The organism is Promicromonospora kroppenstedtii (genome assembly GCF_044389675.1).
Lineage (GTDB): Bacteria > Actinomycetota > Actinomycetes > Actinomycetales > Cellulomonadaceae > Promicromonospora > Promicromonospora kroppenstedtii.
Map to the genome: position 1 here is coordinate 177,497 of NZ_JBIRYI010000012.1, position 21,898 is coordinate 199,394.

Here is a 21,898-nt window from a genome sequence, read left to right on the forward strand (position 1 = left end):
CTACCTTGAGGCATGACCAGCACGACCCCGCCCGCAGCAGGCGGCCCCGACCCCGTCGGTCTCGACCACGGCCTCGGCGCAACACTGACCCCAGGCTTCCGCGGCCGGGCCCGCCCCGAGGGCGTCACCCTTCCTCCCGGGCAGTACGCGGAGACGGGATTCCCGGTCCTCTCGGCCGGCCCCACGCCCAACGTGGATGCCTCGACCTGGAGTTTCACCGTCACCGCGGAGTCCGGCGCCACGAAGACCTGGACGTGGTCGGACCTGATGGCACTGCCCCAGGAGCGGCCGACGGTCGACATCCACTGCGTCACGCGCTGGTCCAAGTTCGGCACGCAGTGGCGCGGTGTCTCTCTCGACGTGCTCCTCGCGGACATCGAGTCCACGGCCGACTTCGCGATGGTGGGCTCCTACGGCGGGTACACGACCAACCTTCCCGTCGCCGAGCTGCTGGGCGGCAAGGCCTGGATCGTGCACACCTTCGACGGCAAGCCCCTGCACCCCGAGCACGGCGGCCCCGCCCGGCTGCTCGTGCCGCACCTGTACTTCTGGAAGTCGGCCAAGTGGGTACGCTCGCTGACCCTCATGCCGACCGACCGGCCCGGCTTCTGGGAGAAGCTCGGCTACCACGATCTCGGCGACCCGTGGCGCGAGCAGAGGTACCAGGGTGACTGAGGCCGCAAGAAGCGAAGCAACGGCAGCTGGGGCACCAGGGACCGGGGCACCAGGGACCGGCGCAGCGGGAAACAGCGCAGCGGAGATCGGGACAGCGGAGATCGGGACAGGGGAGACCGGGACAGCGGGCGCACGGCTCGGTGCGCGCTACGCCGTCCCCTCCGGCTGGCAGGTCGCCACGCTCCTGGAGCGGCGCACCGAGAGCGGTTCCGCCGAGACGCTGGTGCTCGACATCGCCGAGTGGCCCGGACACCAGGCCGGGCAGCACCTCGACCTGCGGCTCACCGCACCGGACGGCTACACCGCCGAACGGTCCTACTCCCTGGCGAGCGCACCGACGCCGTCGGGCAGCGGGGGCGTGGAGGTCACCGTCCAGCGCGTGCACGACGGCGAGGTGTCGCCCTATCTCGTCGATGAGTTCCCGCTCGGGGCCGCGATCGAGGTGCGCGGACCCATCGGCGGATGGTTCGTCTGGGATCCGGTGCGGGACGCCGGCACACCCGTCCTGCTCCTGGCAGGCGGTTCGGGCCTCGTCCCCGTGATGTCGATGGTCCGCGCTCGTCGGGCGGCGGGCGACCGCACCCCGTTCCGGCTGATCTACTCGGTCCGTACGCCGGAGGACCGCCTCTACACCGACGAGCTGGACGCGCTCGCCGCGCGGGGCGACGGTTTCGAGGTCAGCACGGTCTACACGCGGGCGGTCTCGCTGACGGCGCTGCGCGGTCCGCGTCGGCTCACCTCCTCCGAGCTGGCGACCTGGGGTTGGCCGCCCGAGCTCGAACCTCGGGTGTACATCTGCGGCCCGACAGGCTTCGTCGAGGCGATAGCGCGCATGCTCGTGGCCCAGGGACACGACCCCGCGAACATCCGGACGGAACGCTTCGGGCCGTCGGGGGACTGATCCCCTCCGGTCCGGACCGGTCCAGCGGTTCGGACCGGCCCGGCCCGGTTCGGTGCGGCCCGCCCCGGCCCGGTTCGGTCATGTGCCGGCCGTCCGGGCGGGGCGGGTGACGTGTCCGTTGGGATGGGTGAAGTACCAGCCGTTGTCGTAATGCATGGTGATGTCCTGTTTGTCGACCAGGTCGTGGTGGTGGTAGCAGAGCAGGGCGGCATTGGTCGTGGAGGTCTCACCGCCGTGCGCCCAGTGGCGTAACGCGTGGTGAACCTCGCACCTGGTGGGCGGCTGGTCGCACTGGTCGTAGACGCAGTGCTTGTCGCGGGCGATGACGGCCCTGCGGAGCTGGCCCGTGACCGTGCGCTTGGCTCGGCCGACGTCCAGGATCTGCGAGTCCGGCCCGAACACGATGCGGGTCACCTCGCTGTCGCAGGCGAGGCGCCGGAGGAGCGCCTCCGGTACCGGGCTGCTGGTCTCCGTGAAGACTGCTGGACGCTTGATGTCGGGGACGCCCGCTGGCATGCTCGGTCCGGCATTGCTCGGTCCGGCGTTGCTCATTCCGGCATTGCTCATTCCGCTTCGACCTGGTCCAAGGGACTTGGCCTTAGCGTTGTTCGTGCCGTTCGGCCAGAGGCCGCTCGGGCCGGGAGCGCTCGTCCCAGCAAGGTCGTCCCCGGTGGATTGCCGGGTGGTGGACCGGGCGGCGTCCTTGGCGACGAGGGCCTGGAGCTCGGTCCAGGAGACCGTCACGCTGAGGTGGGGTCGGACGGCGGCCCCCGTGCCGGTGTGGCCGTTGTCGAGCACCACGCGGCTCAGGTCCGCGAGGGCCTGGGCACGGCGCTGGCCCGGTGTGCGGTCGTCGTCGGCGGAGGGCGCGCCCATGACCGAGCCGATCGCGGTGGTCAGCGTCTGGCCGTGCTCGTCGGTGAGGAACCCGCTCAGGTGGTAGCCGCCCAGCGTGGGTGCCACATCGAGGTATTCGCGCTGCGCGGCCTTCGTGAAGCCGCGTTCGTCGGCATCGGGGTCGGCGTGCCGGGCGAAGTAGCGCACCAGGCCGCGGAACCGGTCCGGCCCGTTCTCGTTCGACCAGACGAGCAGCTGCTCCTCCCAGGTCGGAACGGCCGGTGCGAGTGCGTCGTCGGTCGGGCCGTCGACGACAGGATCGTCGGACGCAGGGTTCACGGGCGTCGGTTCCGAGCCTCCGTCGGCGCTGCCTCCGTCGGCGCTCCCTCCGTCGGCGCTGCCTTCGTCGCCGCTGGTCGTGCCGCCTCCGGACGTAACACCCGGCCCTGGCGCGCTCGTCGGGTCGCTGGCCGGGCCGTCAGCGACCGGTTCGATGGTGGCGAGATCGATCGCCGGCGCGGCCAGGGCTTCGGTGCGCGTCGTGCTGGTGGTGGCGAGGTCGACCAGGGCACGGACCTTGTCGGCGCCGACGCGGCCGGACAGCGCGGCGAGCAGGGTGGCGGGCAGGTGGTCGCGCAAGGCCTTCGCGGTGCGGACGTCGCGACGGGCGGTCTGGGTCCGCGTGTCCTCGGTGCGGGCCAGCCAGACGGCGAACGAGCGGGCTCCGGTCTGGACCCAGAGCCCGGCGTTCTCGATGCGCGGCAGGATCGACCAGCGCACGGCGTCCAGACGGGTGCCGGCCACCCGCAGGCGGGCGGACGCAGCCACGAGGCGTGCCGTCGAGACGGGCTCCGTCGTCATCGCGTTCGTCGGTAGCATGGTCTTCGCTGCCGACTCGTCGGTCGCGCCGGTGCCTTGAGCCAGGGATCCGGTCAGCTCGTCCAGCAGCATGTCGAGGTCGGCGAGGACGTCCTCTACCGGCCGTGCGGTGCCGCTGCCCCGTACTCCGACCACGCTCCCCACCACCTCTCCAGCGTCCGTTGGTCCCGCCGTTCGACGATATCCCCATCATATCGAACAAGTGTCCGCGCAGTTCGGCTGCTTCAAGATCTGTGGATAACTCTTGCGAGCCACATCGGCTGGAGGACGGGGCCGTCGTCGGGCAGGGGGAGCGGCGCGCCATGCACCCGGAAGCCATGGCGCGCGTAGAGCCGCTGGTTCTGCCGTGTGGACGCCGCCAGATAGACCGGAAGCCCACGGTCGCGGGCCAGGGCCACGCCGTGGCGGAGCATGGCCGAGCCCGCGCCCAGCCCGCGCCGGCGGGGGAGCGCGGCCATCGCCGACAGGTACACGTGCGGCACGTCCGGGTGCCGGGCTGACGTTGCCGCGAGCACCGCCGCAAGCACCGCCGCGAGCCGACGTGCCGCCCCGGCCGCGAGACCGGAGCCCGTGCCCGACGACGACGCGTCGTGCGACTCGGCAGCGGGCGCGCGGCCGGCGCCCGCCTCCGGCGCCTCGTCCGTCTTCGGTACCTCGGGTACTCCCGCCCCGGAACCCTCGCCCGCCTCGGAACGGACGGCGGAGGCGTGGCGCCTCGACCGCTCGGGTGCACGACGGCGCCACCCGTGGCTGGACCAGGTCAGCGGCGGCCCGCCAGGTATGGACCGCGACCTCGACCCGGGCGGAGACCCAGTCCGAGACCCGGGCGCGAGCCCAGATCCCGTCCCGGTTCCCGGCCCTGCCGGCAGAGGCGTCCCCCAGTCCTTCGACGCCGACACCGACGCCTGGTTCCGTGACGGCCTGGTGCGCGTGATCACCGGCCTCACGACCGACTGACCAGGACGCGCAGGTCGACCCGCGACCTACTGCCGACCGCGCCCCAGCTTGGACGGCCACCAGACCGCCCGGCCGATGTCGTACGTCAGCGCAGGCACCAGCAGGGACCGCACGAGGAACGTGTCGAGCAGCACGCCGAACGCCACGATGAAGGCGAGCTGGACCAGGAACAGCACCGGGATCACGGCCAGGGCCGTGAACGTCGCGGCGAGCACCAGGCCGGCCGACGTGATGATGCCGCCCGTCAGCCGCAGCCCGCGCAGCACGCCCTCCCGGGTGCCGTGCACCAGCGACTCCTCACGGACCCGCGTCATCAGGAAGATGTTGTAGTCGATCCCGAGCGCGACCAGGAAGACGAAGCCGAACAGCGGTACCGCCGGGTCGGCCCCCGGGAACCCGAGCACGTCGTTGAACACCAGCGCAGAGACGCCCATCGCGGTGCCGAACGACAGCACCGTGGTCAGGATGAGCAGCACCGGCGCGAGCACGGCCCGCAGCAGCAGCATCAGGATCACGAGGATCACCAGCAGGACGATCGGCACGATGACCGTGCGGTCGCGGATCGAGGCGTCGTTCGTGTCCAGGTCGGTGGCGGACTCGCCGCCGACCAGGGCGGCGGGCAGCTCGTCGGCGTAGGCCGCGCGCAGGTCGCGCACAGTCTCCTCCGCCGCCAGGGAGTCCGCGGCGTCGCCGAGGGTGCCCTGGAGCAGGACGGCGCCGTCGGACACCACGGGTTCCGGGGCCGGGGACCCGGGTGGGCCGAACGGCTGGACGCCGTCCTCGGTCACCGGCGCGGTATTGCTCGGGGTGTCGGCGGTGACCGCCACACCCTCGATCCCGTCGTCCGCCAGCAGGACGTCGGCGGCGCGCTGCAGGTCCTCCTGCGGCGCGATCACGTAGACGGGGCTGCCCGACCCGGCCGGGAAGTGTTCGGCGAGCCGCTCCTGCCCGTCGCGTGCCTCGGACTGCCCGAGGACCAGCTCCGACTGCGGCACACCGGAGGCCTGGAGCTGGGTGATGCCCACGCAGCCGAGGGCGAGCACCGCCGCCGTGGTGATCCAGATGGTGCGCGGCCTGGCGCGGATGGCACGCGAGACGCGCCCCCACAGGCCGGTCTCCAGCGCGCCGGACTCCGCGGCGGCCGGGTCGTAGACAGGGCGCCGCGGCCAGAACGCGGCCCGGCCGAACGCCAGCAGCAGGGCCGGCAGCAGGGTGAGCGCGGCGAGCATCGAGAAGGCGATGCCGACGGCGGCGACAGGGCCGAGCGTGCTGTTGGACCGCAGCTCGCTGAACAGCAGGCAGAGCAGACCGGCGATGACGGTGCCGCCCGAGGCCAGGATCGGCTCGACCGAGCCGCGCAGCGCGCGCAGGGTCGCCGTCCACTTGTCAGGGGTGTGCAGCAGCTCCTCGCGGAACCGTGCCACGTACAGCAATGCGTAGTCGGTCGCCGCGCCGATCACGAGGATGAACAGGATGCCCTGGGTCTGCCCGCTGAGCAGCAGGACTCCCGAGTTCGCGAGGTGCCAGACCGTGAGCAGCGCGACGCACAGCGCGAACATGCTGGTGGCGAGCACGGCCAGCGGCAGCAGCAGCGACCGGTAGACGATGATCAGGATGATCAGCACAGCGGCCAGCGCCACGCCGAGCAGCAGGCCGTCGATCCCGGCGAACGCCGCGACCAGGTCGCTGGAGAAGCCCGCGGGGCCCGTCACATAGAGGTCGACGCCGTCCGGCAGGTCCTGCGCGAGGACCTCGCGCAGCTCGGCGGTCGCCTCGCCGACGTCGGCGTCGCCGGACAACGGCACGAACGCCTGCGCGGCCACGCCGTCGTCGGAGGGGATGGCGGGGGAGACGTCGCCGTCGACCACGTCCAGGTCGCCGACGGCGGTCAGCCGGTCGCCGATGGCGGCGAGGTCGTCGTCGGACAGCTCGTCCGGGGCGACGAAGACGACCAGGGCCGGGATCGCGTCACCCTCGGTGAAACCGGACAGGCGCTCCTGCACCTCCGTGGCCTCGGCCGTCTCGGGGAGGTAGGCGGTGCGGTCGTTGGAGGAGACCTCGTCGATGCGGCCGAAGAACGGGCCGCCGACCGAGGCACCTACCAGCCAGACGAGGATCAGCACGGCGGGCAACGTCACCCGTAGCCAGCGTGGAACGCGGGAGGTCATCTTCGAGGAGCCTGTCTGAGAGGGGATGTGTCGATACGGTTGCCAGCACGTACACCTGCACTGCTGCCGGCGGCTGGGATGCGTCAGGGGTCGAGCCAGGGGTGCCGGAGCTAGCGAGAATTTAGCTAGCCAGGCTATATTCAAGTGTATGACGCATTATGTGCGGGGGTAAAATCCGAGCGTGGAGCCTGAAACCGTGCCGGACAGCGAGCCCGAGCCTTCGATGCTGGACCCGCGCGTGATGGACCCCGACGAGGAGATCGTGCGCAGAGCCGGTATGGACGAGCAGGACGTGGACCAGGTCGTCCGCGTCCTCGAGGCGCTGCGCGGATGGCGCGAGACCGAGCGCCGCATGAGCGAGGCGTCGCGTCGGTACATGAAGCTCGGCGACACCGACATGCGGGCCCTGCGCTACATCATCGCCATGCAGAACCACGGTCGCATCGTGACACCGGGCGCCATCGCGGAGCACCTCCGCATCACGACGGCGTCGACCACCAAGCTCATCGACCGGCTCACCGCCGGCGGGCACGTGGTCCGGTTCCCGCACCCGTCGGACCGGCGCAGCCTCGCGATCGAGGTGACGGACGAGACACGGCGGGCAGCCCGGGAGTCCGTCGGGCGCAGCCACGCCCGCCGGTTCGACGCCGCCGCGCGCCTCACGCCGAAGGAGCGCGAGATCGTGGCGCGCTTCCTCGACGACCTGGCGAACACCGACCGCGAACCCGGCGACGGCGACGGCGTCGGTCGCACTGGTACGCACCAGGGCGCCGGTCACGGCACGGACGGCGTGCGGGGCCGGGTCATCGAGGTGGGCCCGGAGGAGCTCCTGGACCAGGACTGACCTGGGACCGCCCGCCCTCAGGCCTCCAGCAGCACCCGCACGTCCCACGCGCCGAGGACCAGCTCCGCCCCCGCGGCCAGCTCCTCGCCGCTGACCAGGTCACGGACTGCTCCCGGCAGCACGAACGTGCTCGGTTCCCAGGACCACGAGTGCACGAACCGCACGCGCCCACCGGCCGGGTTCCGCGCACCGGTCACGGTCTGCGACGGCGCCTGCGGTCGCCACGCGGGGCCGCCACCTGACGCCGCGGCGCCCGACGTCGTCGTCGGCGCGTCCGCCCCGGTCGCGCCATCCGCCCCGGCCGCAGCCCCGACCGCTGTCCTGACCGCCGCCCCGCTGTGCCGCACCGCCCAGTCGAGCACCGCCCGGGCCAGCGCCGGGTCGGGTACCGTCCCGACCGTGGTCACCCGCCCGGCGCCGTGCGCCCGTGTGGTCACGGCGGGCCAGCGCCCGAAGTGCGGGTGCTCGTACTCGACCAGCGGGTCGGCGTCGAGCACCTGCAGCCCGTCCACCCAGCTCGTGGCGTGGGCATCGGCCAGGGCCTCGGCGGGGACGTCGAACCCGCCCGTCCCGTGCACGGGCAACGGCGCGTCGATGCTGGCGAACTCGTCGTAGAAGACACCCGCCGCCGTGCTCAGGTGGGCGGGCTTGCGCTCCGTGCGGGCCCGCGCCTCCTCGTCCTCGTAGCCCGTGCGGATGCCGAGCACCAGGTGCCCGCCAGCCGCCGCGTACCGCTCCAGCCACTGCAGCCAGTCGTCGTCGGCGATCGTGACGCCCGCGGCGACCAGCACCGGCTGCTCGCGCGCGGCGTCCTCGGGGCTGCCCCCGGTGAGCTGGGCATCGTGCACGAGCCGCGCCTGCAGGCCGGCGTCGAACGCCCCGCGGTAGAAGGAGTCGAAGACCCGGTGCCAGCCGCGCGGGTCCGGGCCCGCACCGCCGCCGAGCTGCGGGAACTCCGCCAGGGACCACTTGCTCGGGTTGGACCAGACCAGCGCGACGTCGGCGTCCGGGGTCAGGTTGGCCACGGCCGGACCGGCCGCGCGCAGCTCTGCGCCGAGCTCCGCGATCTGCCGGTAGACCCGGCCCGGCTCCAGCGAGTGCGGCAGGATGCCGCCCCAGTACGTCTCGGTGCCGTAGGGCAGCGTGTGCCAGTGCCAGTACTCGATCATCGTGGCGCCGCGGGACACCAGCGCCCAGGCGGCCTGCCGCCACTGCCCGTCGTAGGCGGGCTCGTTCAGCCAGGGTCCGCCGATCGCCTGCGCGTTGGTCTCCGTCACCAGGAACGGCGCCTGCTTCGAGGAGTACATGCGGTCCGCCGTCGCGTACAGCGACCATGTGCCCGTCGTCATCCAGGCCTGGTCGGTCTCCACGTTCGGGGGCAGTGTCAGGTGGTCGCGCATGCGGTAGTACGGGTTGCCCGCGGTCACGTCGAGCTCGCGCGTGAGGGCGTCGTCCTGCACGGTCGGGCGCTCGTAGGAGATGCAGGTCGTGACGAACTGGTCCTCGCGCGCGTACTCGCGCACGACGTCCGCCTGCCAGCCGATGAAGTCCGTGGTGAGCTGCGCCTGGAACCGGCGCCAGGCCAGCGCGTACTGCGGCTGCGCGTTGCCGGACGGCGTCCACAGGTCCGCCCAGGAGGACAGCCGGTGCGACCAGTACGTCAGGCCCCATTCCTCGTTGATCCGCTCCACCGTGCCGTAGGTGCCGCGCAGGTGGTCCACGAACCGCTCGAAGACCTGCCGGTTGTAGAAGATCTCGTTCCCGGGCTCGTTGTCCACCTGGAAGCCGACGACGGCGGGGTGGCCGGCGTACCGGGTGGTGACGGCGCGGATGACCCGCTCGGCGTGGAACAGGAACGCCGGGTGCGTGTAGTCGATCTCCTGGCGCGCGCCCCAGCCCATCGCCGCGCCGTCCTCGCGCACGACGTTGATCTCGGGGTACAGCCGCGCCAGCCACATCGGCACCGCATACGTCGGGGTACCGAGCACCACCTTGATGCCGCGCTCGTGCGCGCCGTCGAGCACCGGCTGGAGCCAGTCCAGGTCGAAGCGCCCGTTCTCGGGCTCCCAGGTGGACCAGACCGACTCGCCGACACGGATCACCGAGAAGCCCGCCTCGACCATCAGGTCCAGGTCCTTCTCCAGGCGGCGTCCGAGGCGGTCCTCGGCGCGGTGGTACTCGTAGTAGTAGGCGGCGCCGAACAGGACGCCGTCGCTCAGGTGGTGCAGGGGGTTCATGCTGGCCTCTCGGATCGGGTGGCGTCGGGTCGGCTTGCGTCGGGTCGGGTGACGGCGGATCTCTTGCCCGACGGCGCCCTGCCGGGCGGCGGTGCCGTGCTGTCCCGGACGACGAGCTGGGTCGGGACCAGCCGATGCCGATCGGCCGGCGGGTGGCCCTCGATGGTGCGGACGAGGCGGTGCACGGCGAGCCGGGTCACCTCGGCGAAGTCCTGGCGCACCGTCGTCAGGGGAGTGGACAGGAACTCCGCCTCGGGCGCGTCGTCGAAGCCGACGACGCTGACGTCGTCCGGCACCCGCAGGCCCGCCTGCTCGACGGCGCGGATCGCACCGATGGCCATGTGGTCGTTGGCCGTGAAGATCGCGGTGACGGGGCCGCGGCGCAGCAGCTCGGCGGTGGCCTCGTACCCGGAGCCGGGGGTCCAGTCACCGTGCACCGCCCGGACGGGTTCGAGGCCGGCGTCGGCCAAGGCCTCCCGCCAGCCGGCGAGCCGTCGTGCCGTGGCTGCCCAGCCCTCGGTGCCGGCGACGTGGTGCACGGTGCGGTGCCCGAGGGCGAGCAGGTGGTCGGTCGCGGACCGTGCGCCGGACGTCTCGTCCGCGCCCAGGACCAGTTCCTCGGGGCGGGAGCCGGCGACGAGGGACCCGCCCGCCGGCGAGCCGAAGCTCAGCACCGGCAGGCCCGCCGGGATGCGCAGGCCGGCGTGGCCGACGTCGATCGGCTCGGCGAGCACGAGGCCCGCGATGTCCTGGGTGACGAGCTCGTCGATCGCCGCCTGCAGGTCGGCGGCCCGGTCGCCGCGGGTGCGCGCGACGCTCAGGTAGTAGCCCGAGACCCGCAGGGCGCCGTCGACCCCCTCCAGGATGGACGCCGGCCCGTACAGCGACGTGCTCATGGTGACCATGCCGATGCGCTGGTTCCGGCGGGTCACCAGGGCCCGGGCCGCGGCGTTGGGGCGGAAGCCCATCTCGTCGATCGCGGCCTGGACCCTGACGCGGATCGCCTCGGTGACGTGCGGCTCGCCGTTGACCACACGCGAGACGGTCTTCTGCGAGACCCCGGCACGGCGGGCGACGTCCGTCATCGCCACCCGTGGTGTCGCACCCATGCGTCGCTCCCTCGCCGACCCTGCTCACGCTGCCTTGACTACGTAGTCAAGACGGCGAGCACACCACGGGCACGGCGGTGCAGTCAAGACGTGCCTCCGCGCGGCGGAGGTCGTTCTACAGTGGCCGTGGAACGCGGCCGCGACGACGGGTGAGGCGCAGACATGACCGACGAGCTCGAACCGGAACAGCGGCCCGGCCGGCCGCTCGACCTGGAGTCCCGCTACCGGGCGTACCTGACAGCGCTCAACGAACGCCGCCTGGACGACCTGGCGGACCACGTGCGCGACGAGCTGACCTACAACGGCGAGCCCATGACACGCCGGCAGTACCAGGAGCTGATCGCCGCTGATCTCGCCGCGGCCCCGGACCTCGTCTACGACGCGCAGCTCGTGGTCGCCGGCGGTGACCAGGTGGCCTGCCGCCTCGTCTTCGACTGCGTCCCGGTCGGGGATTTCCTCGGGTTCCGGCCGGACGGCGCACGGCTGCGGTTCGCGGAGCACGTGTTCTACCGCTACGAGGACGGTCGCATCGCGGCCGTACGGTCCATGATCGACCGCGCCGCGGTGGCGGAGCAGCTGTCCGGCCGCGACGTGAGCGCGCTGCGGTGAGCCGGCCCGGGGATCGGTCGATCCCCGGGCCGGCTCACCGGGCGAGCGCTCCGCGGGTCAGGACAGCGTGATGCTGTCGAGCTCGGCGTACCCCGTGCCGCCCGGGAAGAACGGCGAGCCCTTCGCCAGCCGGATCACGTTGTAGCCGGCCCGGAGCGAGACGGACACGTTCGTCGTCGCGAACTGGCCCCAGCCCGCCGTCGGCGGATAGGACACCGTGGAGAACGCGCCGCCGTTGTACGCCAGCCCGTGGGTCGACGTCGCCCCGGTACCGTTCGCGTACCGGACCGCCATCGTGTACGTGCGGGCCGTCGGCACGTTCACCGTGAAGTCCACGAAGCTCTGCGAGCGCATGTCGGCGGTGCCGTCGATGCCGCCGACGTACGAGCCGTTCGACGCCGCCGAGGAACCCCGCGTCTGCGCGTTCACGACGTTCGCGTTCTCGGCCTCGTAGACCTGCTGCCAGCTCGACGTCGGGCCGCCTGCCGGGGTGACGAGCACCTGGTAGGCGCCCTCCGCCGTCATCCCGTTGACCGGGACGGTGACGCTGCCGTTCGTCACGGCCAGGGTGGACGTCGACAGCACGGTCGGCGCCGCGACATGCGTGTGCCGCCCGCTGCCGGGCACCGCGTTCACGGTCACCCGGACCGACGAGCCGAACGAACCCAGCCCGTTGACCCGCACCTGGTTGTTGCCGCTGTCCCCGCCGAGCACGACGTTGACGATCTTGCGGCTCGAGTCGTACGCCGCGACGCCGTCGAGCCAGCTCTGCGGCGTGGTGCGCACGATGTTGCCCGCTTGTGCGCCGTACCAGCGGTAGGCCCAGTACGAGGCCGTCGGCTGGCCCTGGAGCGTGAAGAGGCCGTCGAACGTGCCCGCCTCGAACCAGTACGCGCGGTGCGCTTCGCGCGCGCCGTGCCGTTCCAGCACCGAGATCCAGTGCACCGCCACGCTCGGGATGTCCATCTGGTTCAGCGAGTTGTACTCGTTGACGGCGATCGGGCGGGGGCTGATGCCGAGCTGGTTCTCGATGGCCCGGTAGTCGGCGACGTGGTCGTCGAACGAGTTCCAGTCCATGTCGCCGAGCTCGTGCCAGACGATGACGTCGGGCAGCGTGCCGGTGTCCCGGGCATGGGTCAGGAACGACAGCATCCGGTTGTGGCTGTAGTACGAGTCGCTGGGGCCCACGATCGGCGTCACCGGGTCGAGCGACCGGACCAGACGGTGCGTGCGGGTCCAGCCGTCGTTGAACGAGCCGGCCGCCGACGTGTTCCAGGTCCAGTCGGGCTCGTTCCACAGCTCCCAGCCGCGGATGTTCGTCGTCGAGGTGGCCGCCAGGCGCTTCTGCACCATGGTGCGGACCTTCGACTCCCAGTCCGCCCAGCCCTGCCACTGGTAGGGGAACGACGGGTAGATGTCCGGCATGCGGATGAGCTGCTGCGCGCCGGCGCGCGTGATGTTGCCCGCCACGTCGAGCGCGTCGCAGCAGGGCTCCGTGGCGCCGTTGCCCAGGTGGGTCGTGCCGGGCGCGGGCTGGGTGAACCCGCTGGGGCTCAGCGGCAGGAGCTGGTCGGTGGTGGGCTTGGAGTCCGAGCCGACGCCGTAGAGGCCGCCCGAGCCGACGTGCGTCACGGGCCGGACGACGGAGCCGACGTCGACCGTGAGGGTGTTGCCGGCGGCCTGCGCCGGGCCGGCGGGGGAGACCAGCGCGATGCCCAGGACGAGGGCGAGGACGCTCAGGTGCGACAGGGCTCGTTTCGGCAGTGCTCGTTTCATGGGATCTCCTCGTTGAGATGGCGAGCGATCGTGCGAACCGGTTCGACGTTCAGGTGCACCTCGACGCTAGTTTCGAACGGAGTGTCCCGCAAGAGTGCCAAATGTTCATTCTTGCGCTCCGCCGACATCTCTGGCTACAGTCGAACCGGTTCGCAACGGAGGCGAACCGAGGCCGCGAGCAGAGCAGCTGCGGCGGCCGAGCACACAAGGAGGCGCAGTGGCCACCATCGGAGATGTCGCCCGGGCGGCGGGGGTGTCCCGCAGCACGGCGTCGTACGCCCTGTCGGGGAAGCGGGCGATCTCGGCGGACGTGCGTCGCCGGGTCGAGGAGGCGGTCCGGGAGCTCGGCTACACGCCGAACGCCGGGGCGCGCGCGCTGGCCACCTCGCAGACGATGGTGATCGGGCTGCTCGCCCAGTTCCTCGAGGACGAGTTCGCGCCCGCGATGCTCCAGTACATGCTCGGCGTCTCCAACACGGCCCGCGAGCTCGGCTACGACATCCTTCTGGTGTCGGACGCCGACGGCACGCGCGCCCTGCGCCGCATCACCGACTCGCGGATGGTCGACGGCATCGTGCTGCTCAACGTCGCGGAGCGCGACGAGCGCCTGCCGATCCTGCGGTCGGCGGCCCAGCCGGGCGCGCTCGTCGGGCTGCCCGCCGACTGCACCGGGGTCGACGTCTTCGACCTCGACTTCGAGGAGGCGGGCCGCGTCATGGTGGACCACCTCCACCGGCTCGGGCACCGTGAGGTGGCCCTCGTCTCCCAGCCGGAGCACGTGATCGAGCGCGGCGGTGCCTACGTGTGGCGCCTGCAGAACGCTGCCGTCGAGGCCGCGCGTGCCCGCGGAATCACGCTGCACCCCGTCTCCGCCGCGGCACACCAGCCGGACGTCGGCCGGGACCTGAACGCCCTGCTGGACGCACACCCGGGCGTCACCGGGCTGCTGGTCCACAACGAGGCCGCGGCGGCCGCGCTGCCCACCGTCCTGCACGAGCGCGGCCTGACCGCACCGGAGGACCTGTCCGTCGTGGGCCGGTACTCGGACGAGTTCGCCCGCACCTTCTCCCTGCCCTACTCCTCGATCGAGAGTGCCCCCGACCGGCTCGGCCGCATGGCCGTGCGCCAGCTCGTGCGCCGCATCGAGGGCGAGGTGGCAGCCGACGAGCCGCACGTCGTGCGGTTCGTGACCCCGGAGCTGGTCGACCGGGGGAGCACCGGCGCACCCCGCACCACCTGACCCGTACCCACCAGCATCACCCCCCGCACCACCGTCCGGCCGACGTCGTCGTCGGGCCGGGGACGTTCAAGGAGGAACCATGCAGCACCTGCGGCACAAGCCCGTCACCACCCTCGCGGCAGTCGCCGCACTCGCGCTGGTCGGCGGGCTGAGCGCCTGCTCGTCCGGCGGCTCCGGCTCCGGCGGGGCCGCGAGCGGCGACGACAGCACCTACACCTGGTGGGACCCGTACCCCCAGCACGACGACGCCTCCGAGTGGGCCGGCCGTGTCCAGGCCTGCGGCGAGGAGGCCGGAGTCACCATCGAGCGCACGGCCTACGACACGACGGCGCTGACCAACCAGGCGCTCCTGTCGGCGCAGGAGGGCACGTCGCCCGACGTCATCCTCATCGACAACCCGGCCGTCTCCACGCTCGCCGACACGGGGATCCTGACCACCGTCGACGAGTTCGGCCTGGACACGTCCGCGATCGACCAGAACCTGCTCGACGCCGGCGTCGTCGACGGTGAGGCGTACGGCATCCCGATCGGCGCCAACACGCTGTCGCTGTACTACAACGCCGACCTGCTGAGCGACGCGGGCGTCGACCCGGCGTCGATCACCGACTGGGACTCGCTGACCGCGGCCCTCGCCCAGGTCAAGGACGCGGGCCACAAGGGCATCACGTTCGCGGGCATCGGCACCGAGGAAGGGTCCTTCCAGTTCCTGCCGTGGTTCTGGGGCGCGGGCGCCGAACTGACCGACCTCGACTCGCCCGAGGCCGTCGAGGCCCTGGAGCTGTGGAAGGGCTGGCTCGACGAGGGGTACGCCCCCAACACCGTGATCAACAACTCCCAGAACACGGTGTGGGAGGAGTTCCTGACCGGCGACTTCGCCTTCGCGGAGAACGGCACCTGGCAGGTCAACAGCGCCGCGGAGGCGGAGTTCGAGACCGGCATCGTGCAGCTGCCGGCGAAGGACGGCGGCGCGGCCCCCGCCCCGACCGGTGGCGAGTTCATCGTCGCGCCCGTCCAGGAGGACACGGCCCGCTACGACGTGACGCGCCAGATCGTGGAGTGCATGACGACGCCGGAGGGCTTCGTCGAGACGGCCAACACCTTTGCGTACTACGTGCCGCCGACCGCCGAGGGCCAGGAGCAGCTGGTGGCCGACAACGCCGACCTGGAGCCGTGGGTCGAGGCGGTGCAGAACGCCAAGGGCCGCACCAGCGACGGTCTGGGCACCGACTACCCGGTGATCTCCGAGGCGCTGTGGACCGCCGTCCAGAACGCCCTGTCCGGCGCGGCGACCCCGCAGGAAGCGCTGGAGACCGCCCAGTCGGACGCGGAGTCCGCGACCAGCTGACCCGCCCGGCCCTGCCCCCCGCCTTCGCCGAGCGCTGGACATCCGCCCGAACTGCCCGTCGAAGGGCGAGCGTCCAGCACTCGGCGAGGCGCGGGCGACCGACCGATCAACCGACCGAGGAAGCTTCTGATGACCACCACCGAGGCCGTTGCCGCGGCGGGCGCGCCACCTGGCGCGGACCGGACGCCGGCCGCCCGGCGGCGTCGTGGCCCGGCCGCGTCCCAATGGGCCGCCGTCGGCTTCGCCGCGCCGCTGCTCGCGTACCTGATCCTCTTCTACGCCTACCCGCTCCTGCGGAACATCGACCTCAGCGTCCACGACTACACGATCCGCGCGTTCGTCCAGGGCAACGCGGAGTTCGTCGGGTTCGACAAGTACGTCGAGGTGTTCACCTCGTCGACGTTCCCCACCGCGCTGTGGAACACCGCGGTCTTCACCATCGTCTCGATCGTGTTCCAGTACGCGATCGGCCTGGCGCTGGCGGTCTTCTTCCGGTCCGGGTTCCAGCTGTCGGGCGTGCTGCGCGCGATGTTCCTCGTGCCGTGGCTGCTGCCGCTCATCGTGTCCGCCTCGACGTGGGCGTGGATGCTGAACAGCGAGAACGGCATCGTGAACTCGGTGCTCGGGGCGTTCGGCGTCGAGCAGATCAACTGGCTCACGTCGCCGGACACGGCGCTGCTGTCGGTGACCATCGCCAACATCTGGCTCGGCATCCCGTTCAACCTGGTCATCCTCTACTCCGGGCTGCAGAACATCCCGGGTGAGGTCTACGAGGCGGCGTCGCTCGACGGCGCGGGGCCGTGGAAGCAGTTCTGGACCATCACGTTCCCGCTGCTGCGACCCGTGTCGGCCATCACGCTCCTGCTGGGGCTCATCTACACGCTCAAGGTCGTGGACGTCATCTGGATCATGACCACGGGCGGGCCGGGCGACGCGTCCACCACCCTCGCCATCTGGTCCTACCGGGAGGCGTTCGGGACCGGTCAGCCGGACTTCTCACCCGCCGCCGCGGTAGGCAACCTGCTGATTCTCATCGCGCTGGTCTTCGGGTTCCTGCATCTGCGGCTCCAGCACCGTCAGGAGGACTCATGACCAGCCGGCCCACACTCCCGACGAGGAGCACCGCGCGGAGGACAGCACGCAAGCCCGCGTGGAAGACGGCGCTCGGGGTGTTCTTCACCCTCGTCATGCTCTTCCCGGTGTACTGGATGGTGAACGTCTCGTTCACGCAGACCCGGGACCTGCGGGCCGACCCGCCGCACTGGTTCCCGTGGGACCCCACGTTCGAGGGCTACCAGGCTGTGTTCGCGCAGCAGCTGCCCGCACTCGGGACGAGCCTGCTGATCGGGCTGGGCTGCGTGGCGCTCACCGTGGCGATCTCCGCGCCGGCGGGCTACGCGCTGGCCCTGCTGCACCTGCGCGGCGGGCGCACGCTGAACTTCCTGCTGCTGGTCGCGCAGATGATCCCCGCCGTCGTCATGGCCATGGGCTTCTACGCGGTCTACAACAACCTCGGCCTGCTCAACACCGTGGGCGGGCTGATCGTGGCGGACTCGACGGTCGCGGTGCCGTTCGGCGTGCTGCTCTACACGGCGTTCATGTCCGGCATCCCGCGCGAGCTGCTCCAGGCGGCGCGGGTGGACGGCGCGGGCGCCTGGCGCACCTTCCGCTCGATCGTGCTGCCGGTGAGCCGCAACTCGACCCTGACGGTCGCGTTGTTCGCCTTCCTGTGGGCCTGGTCCGACTTCATCTTCGCCTCGACCCTGAACCGCAACGGCGACCTCATCCCGATCACGCTGAGCATCTACAACTACATCGGCAACAACACGACGCAGTGGAACGCCATCATGGCCACGGCCGTGGTCGCCTCGGTGCCCGCGGCGATCCTGCTCGTCGTGGCCCAGCGCTACGTGGCGGCGGGCGTCACCGCCGGTGCCGTCAAGGACTGACGAAGGAACCCCGTGACAACACATCTCTCGACGCCCCCGGCGTCGCCCGTCGTCCCGCCCGGCTCGCGCCGCGGGATCGGCGTCGACGAGCTGCGGCTCGACGGCGGATTCTGGGGCGCCCTCCAGGAGACGAACTCGGCTGCCACCCTGCGGCACTGCCTGGACTGGATGGAGCAGCTGGGCTGGCTGGACAACTTCGACCGCGTCGCCGAGGGCGCCACGGGCGGGGAGCGGCCGGGGTGGCAGTTCTCCGACTCCGAGGTGTACAAGCTGCTGGAGGCCATGGCCTGGGAGTACGGCCGCACCGGTGACCCCGCCACAGACGCCCTGCTGGGCAAGGTGGTGGACCGGGTGGCCGCGGCGCAGGACGCGGACGGCTACCTGAACACGTGCTTCGGCCACGCCGGGCAGGCCGGCCGGTACTCCGACCTGTCGACCGGGCACGAGCTGTACGTCACGGGCCACCTGCTGCAGGCAGCGGTCGCCCGGGTCCGGACGGTGGGGGCGGGCGACGCCCTGGTCGACGTCGCCCGCCGCGCCGCCGACCACGTGTGCCGCGAGTTCGGTGCCGACGGGCGGGGCAGCGACGGCCGGGACGGCATCTGCGGCCACCCCGAGATCGAGGTGGGCCTGGCCGAGCTCGGCCGTGCGCTGGGCGAGCCCCGCTACACCGAGCAGGCGCGGCTCTTCGTCGAGCGCCGCGGGCGCGGCACCCTGGCGCCGATCGCGCTGCTCGGCCCGGCCTACTTCCAGGACGACGTGCCGGTGCGTGACGCCGACGTCTGGCGCGGCCACGCCGTGCGCGCCCTGTACCTGGCGGCCGGGGCGGTCGACGTCGCCGTCGACACGCACGACGACGACCTCCACGCCGCCGTCGAACGGCAGTGGACGCGCTCGGTGGAGCGGCGCACCTACCTCACCGGCGGCATGGGCTCGCGCCACCAGGACGAGGGCTTCGGCGACGACTGGGAGCTGCCGCCCGACCGCGCGTACTGCGAGACGTGCGCGGGCGTCGCGTCGGTCATGGTCTCGTGGCGCCTGCTGCTCGCCACGGGCGAGGCGCGCTACGCCGACCTCATCGAGCGCACCCTCTACAACGTGGTGGCCACCTCGCCCCGCGCGGACGGCAGCGCGTTCTTCTACGCCAACCCGCTGCAGCAGCGCGAGCCCGGCGCGGACGTGCGGCCCGACGCCGTCAACCCCCGCGCCGAGGGCGGTGTGCGGGCGCCGTGGTTCGACGTCTCGTGCTGCCCGACCAACGTGGCCCGCACCCTCGCCTCGTGGCAGGCGTACGCGGCGTTCGTCGAGGAGGCGCCGGGCGGCTCCTCGGACGCCGGTTCCTCGGACGCCGGTTCCTCGGACGCCGGCGCGGACGACGACGGTGTCGTCGTGTCGCTGGCCCAGTACGCCGCGGGCGACCTGCGCCTAGCCTTCGGCGACGGCGGCGAGCTCGCCCTACGGGTCACCACGGAGTACCCGCACGACGGCCGCGTCCGCGTCGAGGTCACCGCCGTCCCGGCGCGGCCGGTGACGCTGCGCCTGCGCGTACCGCACTGGGCCGACGGCGCGACGCTCACCGGGGCGGACGGGTCGGCCACGGCCGTCGCGCCGGGCTGGACGACGACTGGCGGTACCGGTACCGGTACCGGTACCGGCACGGGCACCGGAGCCGCGCTCGCCGTCGGTGATGTCCTCACGCTCGATCTGCCCGTCGGCCCGCGCCTGACCTGGCCCGACCCCCGGGTCGACGCCGTGCGCGGCACGGTGGCGGTCGAGCGCGGACCGCTCGTGCTGGCGCTGGAGTCGGTGGACCTGCCGGACGGCGTGCTGCTCGACCAGGTGCGGCTCGACCCGGCGGTGGCGCCCCGCGCGCTGGCCGACGGCGCGGTGGTGCGTGCCGGTGTCGTATCGCTGCCCGGGGGCGGGGCAGGCACCCCGCCGTTCACCCCCGGCCGTCCGGGCACCGGAGCGCCGGAAGCGCTCGACCTGACCCTGGTGCCCTATCACCGCTGGGCCGAGCGCGGCCCGTCCACCATGCGCGTCTTCGTACCCACGGCTCGACTCGAGGAGACCCGATGAGCATCCCGCCGGCCCGTCCCGACAGTCCCGACCTTCCCGTCCGCGCCGACGGCACTCGTCTGACCTGGCGCAGTGGCGGCGAGACGCTCGTCGTCGAACCCTGGGGCCGTGACAGCGTGCGGGTGCGCGCGACGGTCCAGGGCGCCGTCGAGCACGCGGACTGGGCGCTGCTGCCGCCCGACCCGGCCGCCCACGACGGGGCGCGCGTCGACCTCCGGGCCGACGGCGCGACGCTCGTCAACGGTGGCCTCCGTGTGGAGTTGACGACCACCACGGGGTTCAGTGAGGTGGTCGGCTACGAGGTGTCGCACTGCGACCTGGCGTTCTACGACGCCGACGGCCGGCTGCTGCTGCGCGAGCTCGACCGAGGGGGCTCGCTCCAGCTGCGTGCCCGGAACTTCCGCCCGCGGCTCGGCGACGACGGGCACACGCTCACGGCGTCGTTCGAGTCCGACCCGGACGAGAAGCTGTACGGGATGGGCCAGTATCAGCAGCACGTGCTCGACCTCAAGGGCTCCACGTTCGAGCTGGCGCACCGCAACTCGCAGGCGAGCGTCCCGTTCGTCATGTCGAGCGCCGGGTACGGGTTCCTCTGGCACGACCCGGCGATCGGGCGCGCTACGTTCGCGCGCAACCGCACCGAGTGGCACGCCGAGTCGACACGGCAGCTCGACTACTGGGTGACCGCCGGACGCACGCCCGCGCAGATCTCCCGCGCCTATGCCGACGCGACCGGGCACGCCCCGATGATGCCCGAGCGCGGGCTCGGGTTCTGGCAGTGCAAGCTGCGCTACTGGAACCAGGAGCAGCTCCTTCAGGTCGCGCGCGAGCACCGCCGGCGCGGGCTGCCGCTGGACGTCATCGTCGCCGACTTCTTCCACTGGCCGAAGATGGGCGACTACCGGTTCGAGGACGAGTTCTGGCCGGACCCGACCGCGATGGTCGACGAGCTGCGCGACCTCGGGGTCGAGCTCATGGTCTCGGTCTGGCCGCAGGTCTCGCTGGAGTCGGAGAACGACTCCCACCTGCGGCGAAACAACCTGCTGGTCCGGGCCGACCGTGGGCTCGACGTCCAGATGGCGTTCCAGGGGCCGAGCACGTTCCTCGACGTCACCAACCCCGAGACCCGGCGCTGGCTGTGGGAGACCTGCCGGCGCAACTACGGCGAGCACGGGATCCGCACGTTCTGGCTGGACGAGGCCGAGCCCGAGTACGGCGTCTACGACTACGACGCCTTCCGTTACCACCTCGGCCCGGCGCTGCGGGTCGGCAACGTCTACCCGCAGGCGTTCGCGCGCGCCTTCTACGAGGGCCAGGTGGCCGACGGCGAGAGCGAGGTCGTCAACCTGGTGCGCTGCGCCTGGGCCGGCAGCCAGCGCTACGGCGCACTTGTCTGGTCGGGTGACATCTCCTCGACGTTCGCGGACCTGGCGCGGCAGGTGACCGCGGGCATCCACATGGGCGTCGCGGGCATCCCGTGGTTCACCACCGACATCGGCGGCTTCCACCGCGGCGACGTCACCGACCCGGCGTTCCACGAGCTGCTCGTGCGCTGGTTCCAGTTCGGCGCGTTCAGCCCCGTGATGCGGCTGCACGGCGACCGGCTGCCCGGGCACGAGGTCGCCGCGGCGGACGGCTCGCCGCGGCTGGGCTCGGGCGGGCCCAACGAGCTGTGGAGCTTCGGCGAGGAGGTCTACGGCGTGCTGGAGCGCTACGTCCACCTGCGCGAGACGCTCCGGGACTACGTCCGCGACGCCATGCACGCCGCGCACGCCGACGGCCAGCCGGTCATGCGGGGCCTGTTCCACGACTTCCCCGACGACCCGCGGGCCTGGGACGTCGACGACCAGTTCCTGCTCGGGCCGGACGTCCTCGTCGCTCCGGTCCTGGCGGCGGGCGTCCGCGAACGGGACGTCTACCTGCCTGCGGGGTCGCGCTGGACGGATGCCGCCACGGGCGAGGTGCACGACGGCGGGACGACGGTGCGCGCGGCCGCCCCGCTCGACGTCGTGCCGGTGTTCCTGCGCGACGGCGCGCTGCCGTACGTCGTCGGCCGGACGACCGGCCGGGTGGCGCCGGGGGCGCCGGCCGTGGCGGAGGCAGGTTCGGCCGGGCCAGGTCCGACCACGGCGGCGACCGCCTAGATGCGCCCGGCAGCGGTCGGCAGTTGCGCGCGAGGTCGGCAGTTGGCATCGAGATCGGTGCCCCCCCGGGGCGCACTCCCAGCCAACACCCCCCCCCCCCCGGGGGGGTGGGGGGGGGCGGCCGCACCCCCCGGCCCACCGAGGAGCCC

17 protein-coding genes are annotated in these 21,898 nt (G+C 72.3%); 11 read left to right on the top strand and 6 right to left on the bottom strand.

The window, feature by feature from the left end; genetic code table 11:
- Window positions 1-12 precede the first annotated feature (12 nt).
- Together ACH47X_RS19620 and ACH47X_RS19625 are read left to right on the top strand one after the other, a co-directional pair.
- On the top strand, window positions 13-675 hold the full coding sequence (locus ACH47X_RS19620) for a sulfite oxidase-like oxidoreductase (RefSeq protein ID WP_397406205.1): 663 nt from the start codon (window positions 13-15) through the stop codon (window positions 673-675).
- Window positions 668-1,576, top strand: coding sequence for a ferredoxin reductase (locus tag ACH47X_RS19625; RefSeq protein ID WP_397406206.1), 909 nt, complete (start codon window positions 668-670; stop codon window positions 1,574-1,576). Before ACH47X_RS19620 ends, ACH47X_RS19625 begins: the two co-directional genes overlap by 8 nt.
- Before the next feature lie 78 nt (window positions 1,577-1,654).
- Here the strand turns inward: ACH47X_RS19625 and ACH47X_RS19630 are convergent, their stop codons facing one another.
- Window positions 1,655-3,427: an HNH endonuclease signature motif containing protein gene (locus ACH47X_RS19630; RefSeq protein WP_397406207.1), complete on the bottom strand. Its 1,773-nt coding sequence runs from the start codon at window positions 3,425-3,427 to the stop codon at window positions 1,655-1,657.
- Between the two features lie 89 nt (window positions 3,428-3,516).
- Window positions 3,517-3,819: a GNAT family N-acetyltransferase gene (locus ACH47X_RS19635; RefSeq protein WP_397406208.1), complete on the bottom strand. Its 303-nt coding sequence runs from the start codon at window positions 3,817-3,819 to the stop codon at window positions 3,517-3,519.
- Window positions 3,820-3,862: 43 nt separating this feature from the next.
- Between ACH47X_RS19635 and ACH47X_RS19640 the strand changes: the two genes are divergently transcribed.
- On the top strand, window positions 3,863-4,249 hold the full coding sequence (locus ACH47X_RS19640; protein WP_397406209.1) for a hypothetical protein: 387 nt from the start codon (window positions 3,863-3,865) through the stop codon (window positions 4,247-4,249).
- A gap of 26 nt (window positions 4,250-4,275) precedes the next feature.
- Here ACH47X_RS19640 and ACH47X_RS19645 read toward each other — a convergent pair whose 3' ends face one another.
- The gene (locus ACH47X_RS19645) at window positions 4,276-6,417 is read right to left on the bottom strand and encodes an MMPL family transporter (RefSeq protein WP_397406210.1); all 2,142 of its coding nucleotides are present in this window, start codon (window positions 6,415-6,417) and stop codon (window positions 4,276-4,278) included.
- Between the two features lie 181 nt (window positions 6,418-6,598).
- Here ACH47X_RS19645 and ACH47X_RS19650 point away from each other — a divergent pair, with 181 nt between their 5' ends.
- Entirely contained in the window at window positions 6,599-7,261 is a 663-nt protein-coding gene (locus tag ACH47X_RS19650; protein ID WP_397406211.1) for a MarR family winged helix-turn-helix transcriptional regulator, read from the top strand.
- 17 nt (window positions 7,262-7,278) lie between these two features.
- Here ACH47X_RS19650 and ACH47X_RS19655 read toward each other — a convergent pair whose 3' ends face one another.
- On the bottom strand, window positions 7,279-9,498 hold the full coding sequence (locus tag ACH47X_RS19655; RefSeq protein WP_397406212.1) for a beta-galactosidase: 2,220 nt from the start codon (window positions 9,496-9,498) through the stop codon (window positions 7,279-7,281).
- Window positions 9,495-10,607, bottom strand: a complete 1,113-nt coding sequence (locus ACH47X_RS19660) for a LacI family DNA-binding transcriptional regulator (RefSeq protein WP_397406213.1) — start codon at window positions 10,605-10,607, stop codon at window positions 9,495-9,497. The genes ACH47X_RS19655 and ACH47X_RS19660 overlap by 4 nt, the downstream gene beginning before the upstream one ends.
- 162 nt (window positions 10,608-10,769) lie before the next feature.
- On the opposite strand from ACH47X_RS19660, the gene ACH47X_RS19665 reads away from it, so the two are divergent.
- On the top strand, window positions 10,770-11,216 hold the full coding sequence (locus ACH47X_RS19665) for an ester cyclase (RefSeq protein WP_397406214.1): 447 nt from the start codon (window positions 10,770-10,772) through the stop codon (window positions 11,214-11,216).
- Window positions 11,217-11,273: 57 nt separating this feature from the next.
- Here the strand turns inward: ACH47X_RS19665 and ACH47X_RS19670 are convergent, their stop codons facing one another.
- Window positions 11,274-12,992, bottom strand: a complete 1,719-nt coding sequence (locus tag ACH47X_RS19670; RefSeq protein ID WP_397406215.1) for a hypothetical protein — start codon at window positions 12,990-12,992, stop codon at window positions 11,274-11,276.
- Window positions 12,993-13,209: 217 nt separating this feature from the next.
- On the opposite strand from ACH47X_RS19670, the gene ACH47X_RS19675 reads away from it, so the two are divergent.
- The 6 genes from ACH47X_RS19675 to ACH47X_RS19700 all read left to right on the top strand — a co-directional run bounded on the left by ACH47X_RS19675 (window position 13,210) and on the right by ACH47X_RS19700 (window position 21,749).
- Window positions 13,210-14,232, top strand: coding sequence for a LacI family DNA-binding transcriptional regulator (locus ACH47X_RS19675; RefSeq protein WP_036961503.1), 1,023 nt, complete (start codon window positions 13,210-13,212; stop codon window positions 14,230-14,232).
- Window positions 14,233-14,311: 79 nt separating this feature from the next.
- Window positions 14,312-15,577, top strand: a complete 1,266-nt coding sequence (locus ACH47X_RS19680) for a sugar ABC transporter substrate-binding protein (protein ID WP_397406216.1) — start codon at window positions 14,312-14,314, stop codon at window positions 15,575-15,577.
- Between the two features lie 129 nt (window positions 15,578-15,706).
- Entirely contained in the window at window positions 15,707-16,669 is a 963-nt protein-coding gene (locus tag ACH47X_RS19685) for a carbohydrate ABC transporter permease (RefSeq protein ID WP_397406217.1), read from the top strand.
- A complete protein-coding gene (locus tag ACH47X_RS19690) occupies window positions 16,666-17,526 on the top strand; it encodes a carbohydrate ABC transporter permease (protein WP_397406218.1) in 861 nt (286 codons plus the stop codon). Before ACH47X_RS19685 ends, ACH47X_RS19690 begins: the two co-directional genes overlap by 4 nt.
- Window positions 17,527-17,538: 12 nt before the next feature.
- A complete protein-coding gene (locus ACH47X_RS19695) occupies window positions 17,539-19,605 on the top strand; it encodes a glycoside hydrolase family 127 protein (protein ID WP_397406219.1) in 2,067 nt (688 codons plus the stop codon).
- Window positions 19,602-21,749, top strand: coding sequence for a glycoside hydrolase family 31 protein (locus tag ACH47X_RS19700; RefSeq protein ID WP_397406220.1), 2,148 nt, complete (start codon window positions 19,602-19,604; stop codon window positions 21,747-21,749). Before ACH47X_RS19695 ends, ACH47X_RS19700 begins: the two co-directional genes overlap by 4 nt.
- Window positions 21,750-21,898: the final 149 nt, after the last annotated feature.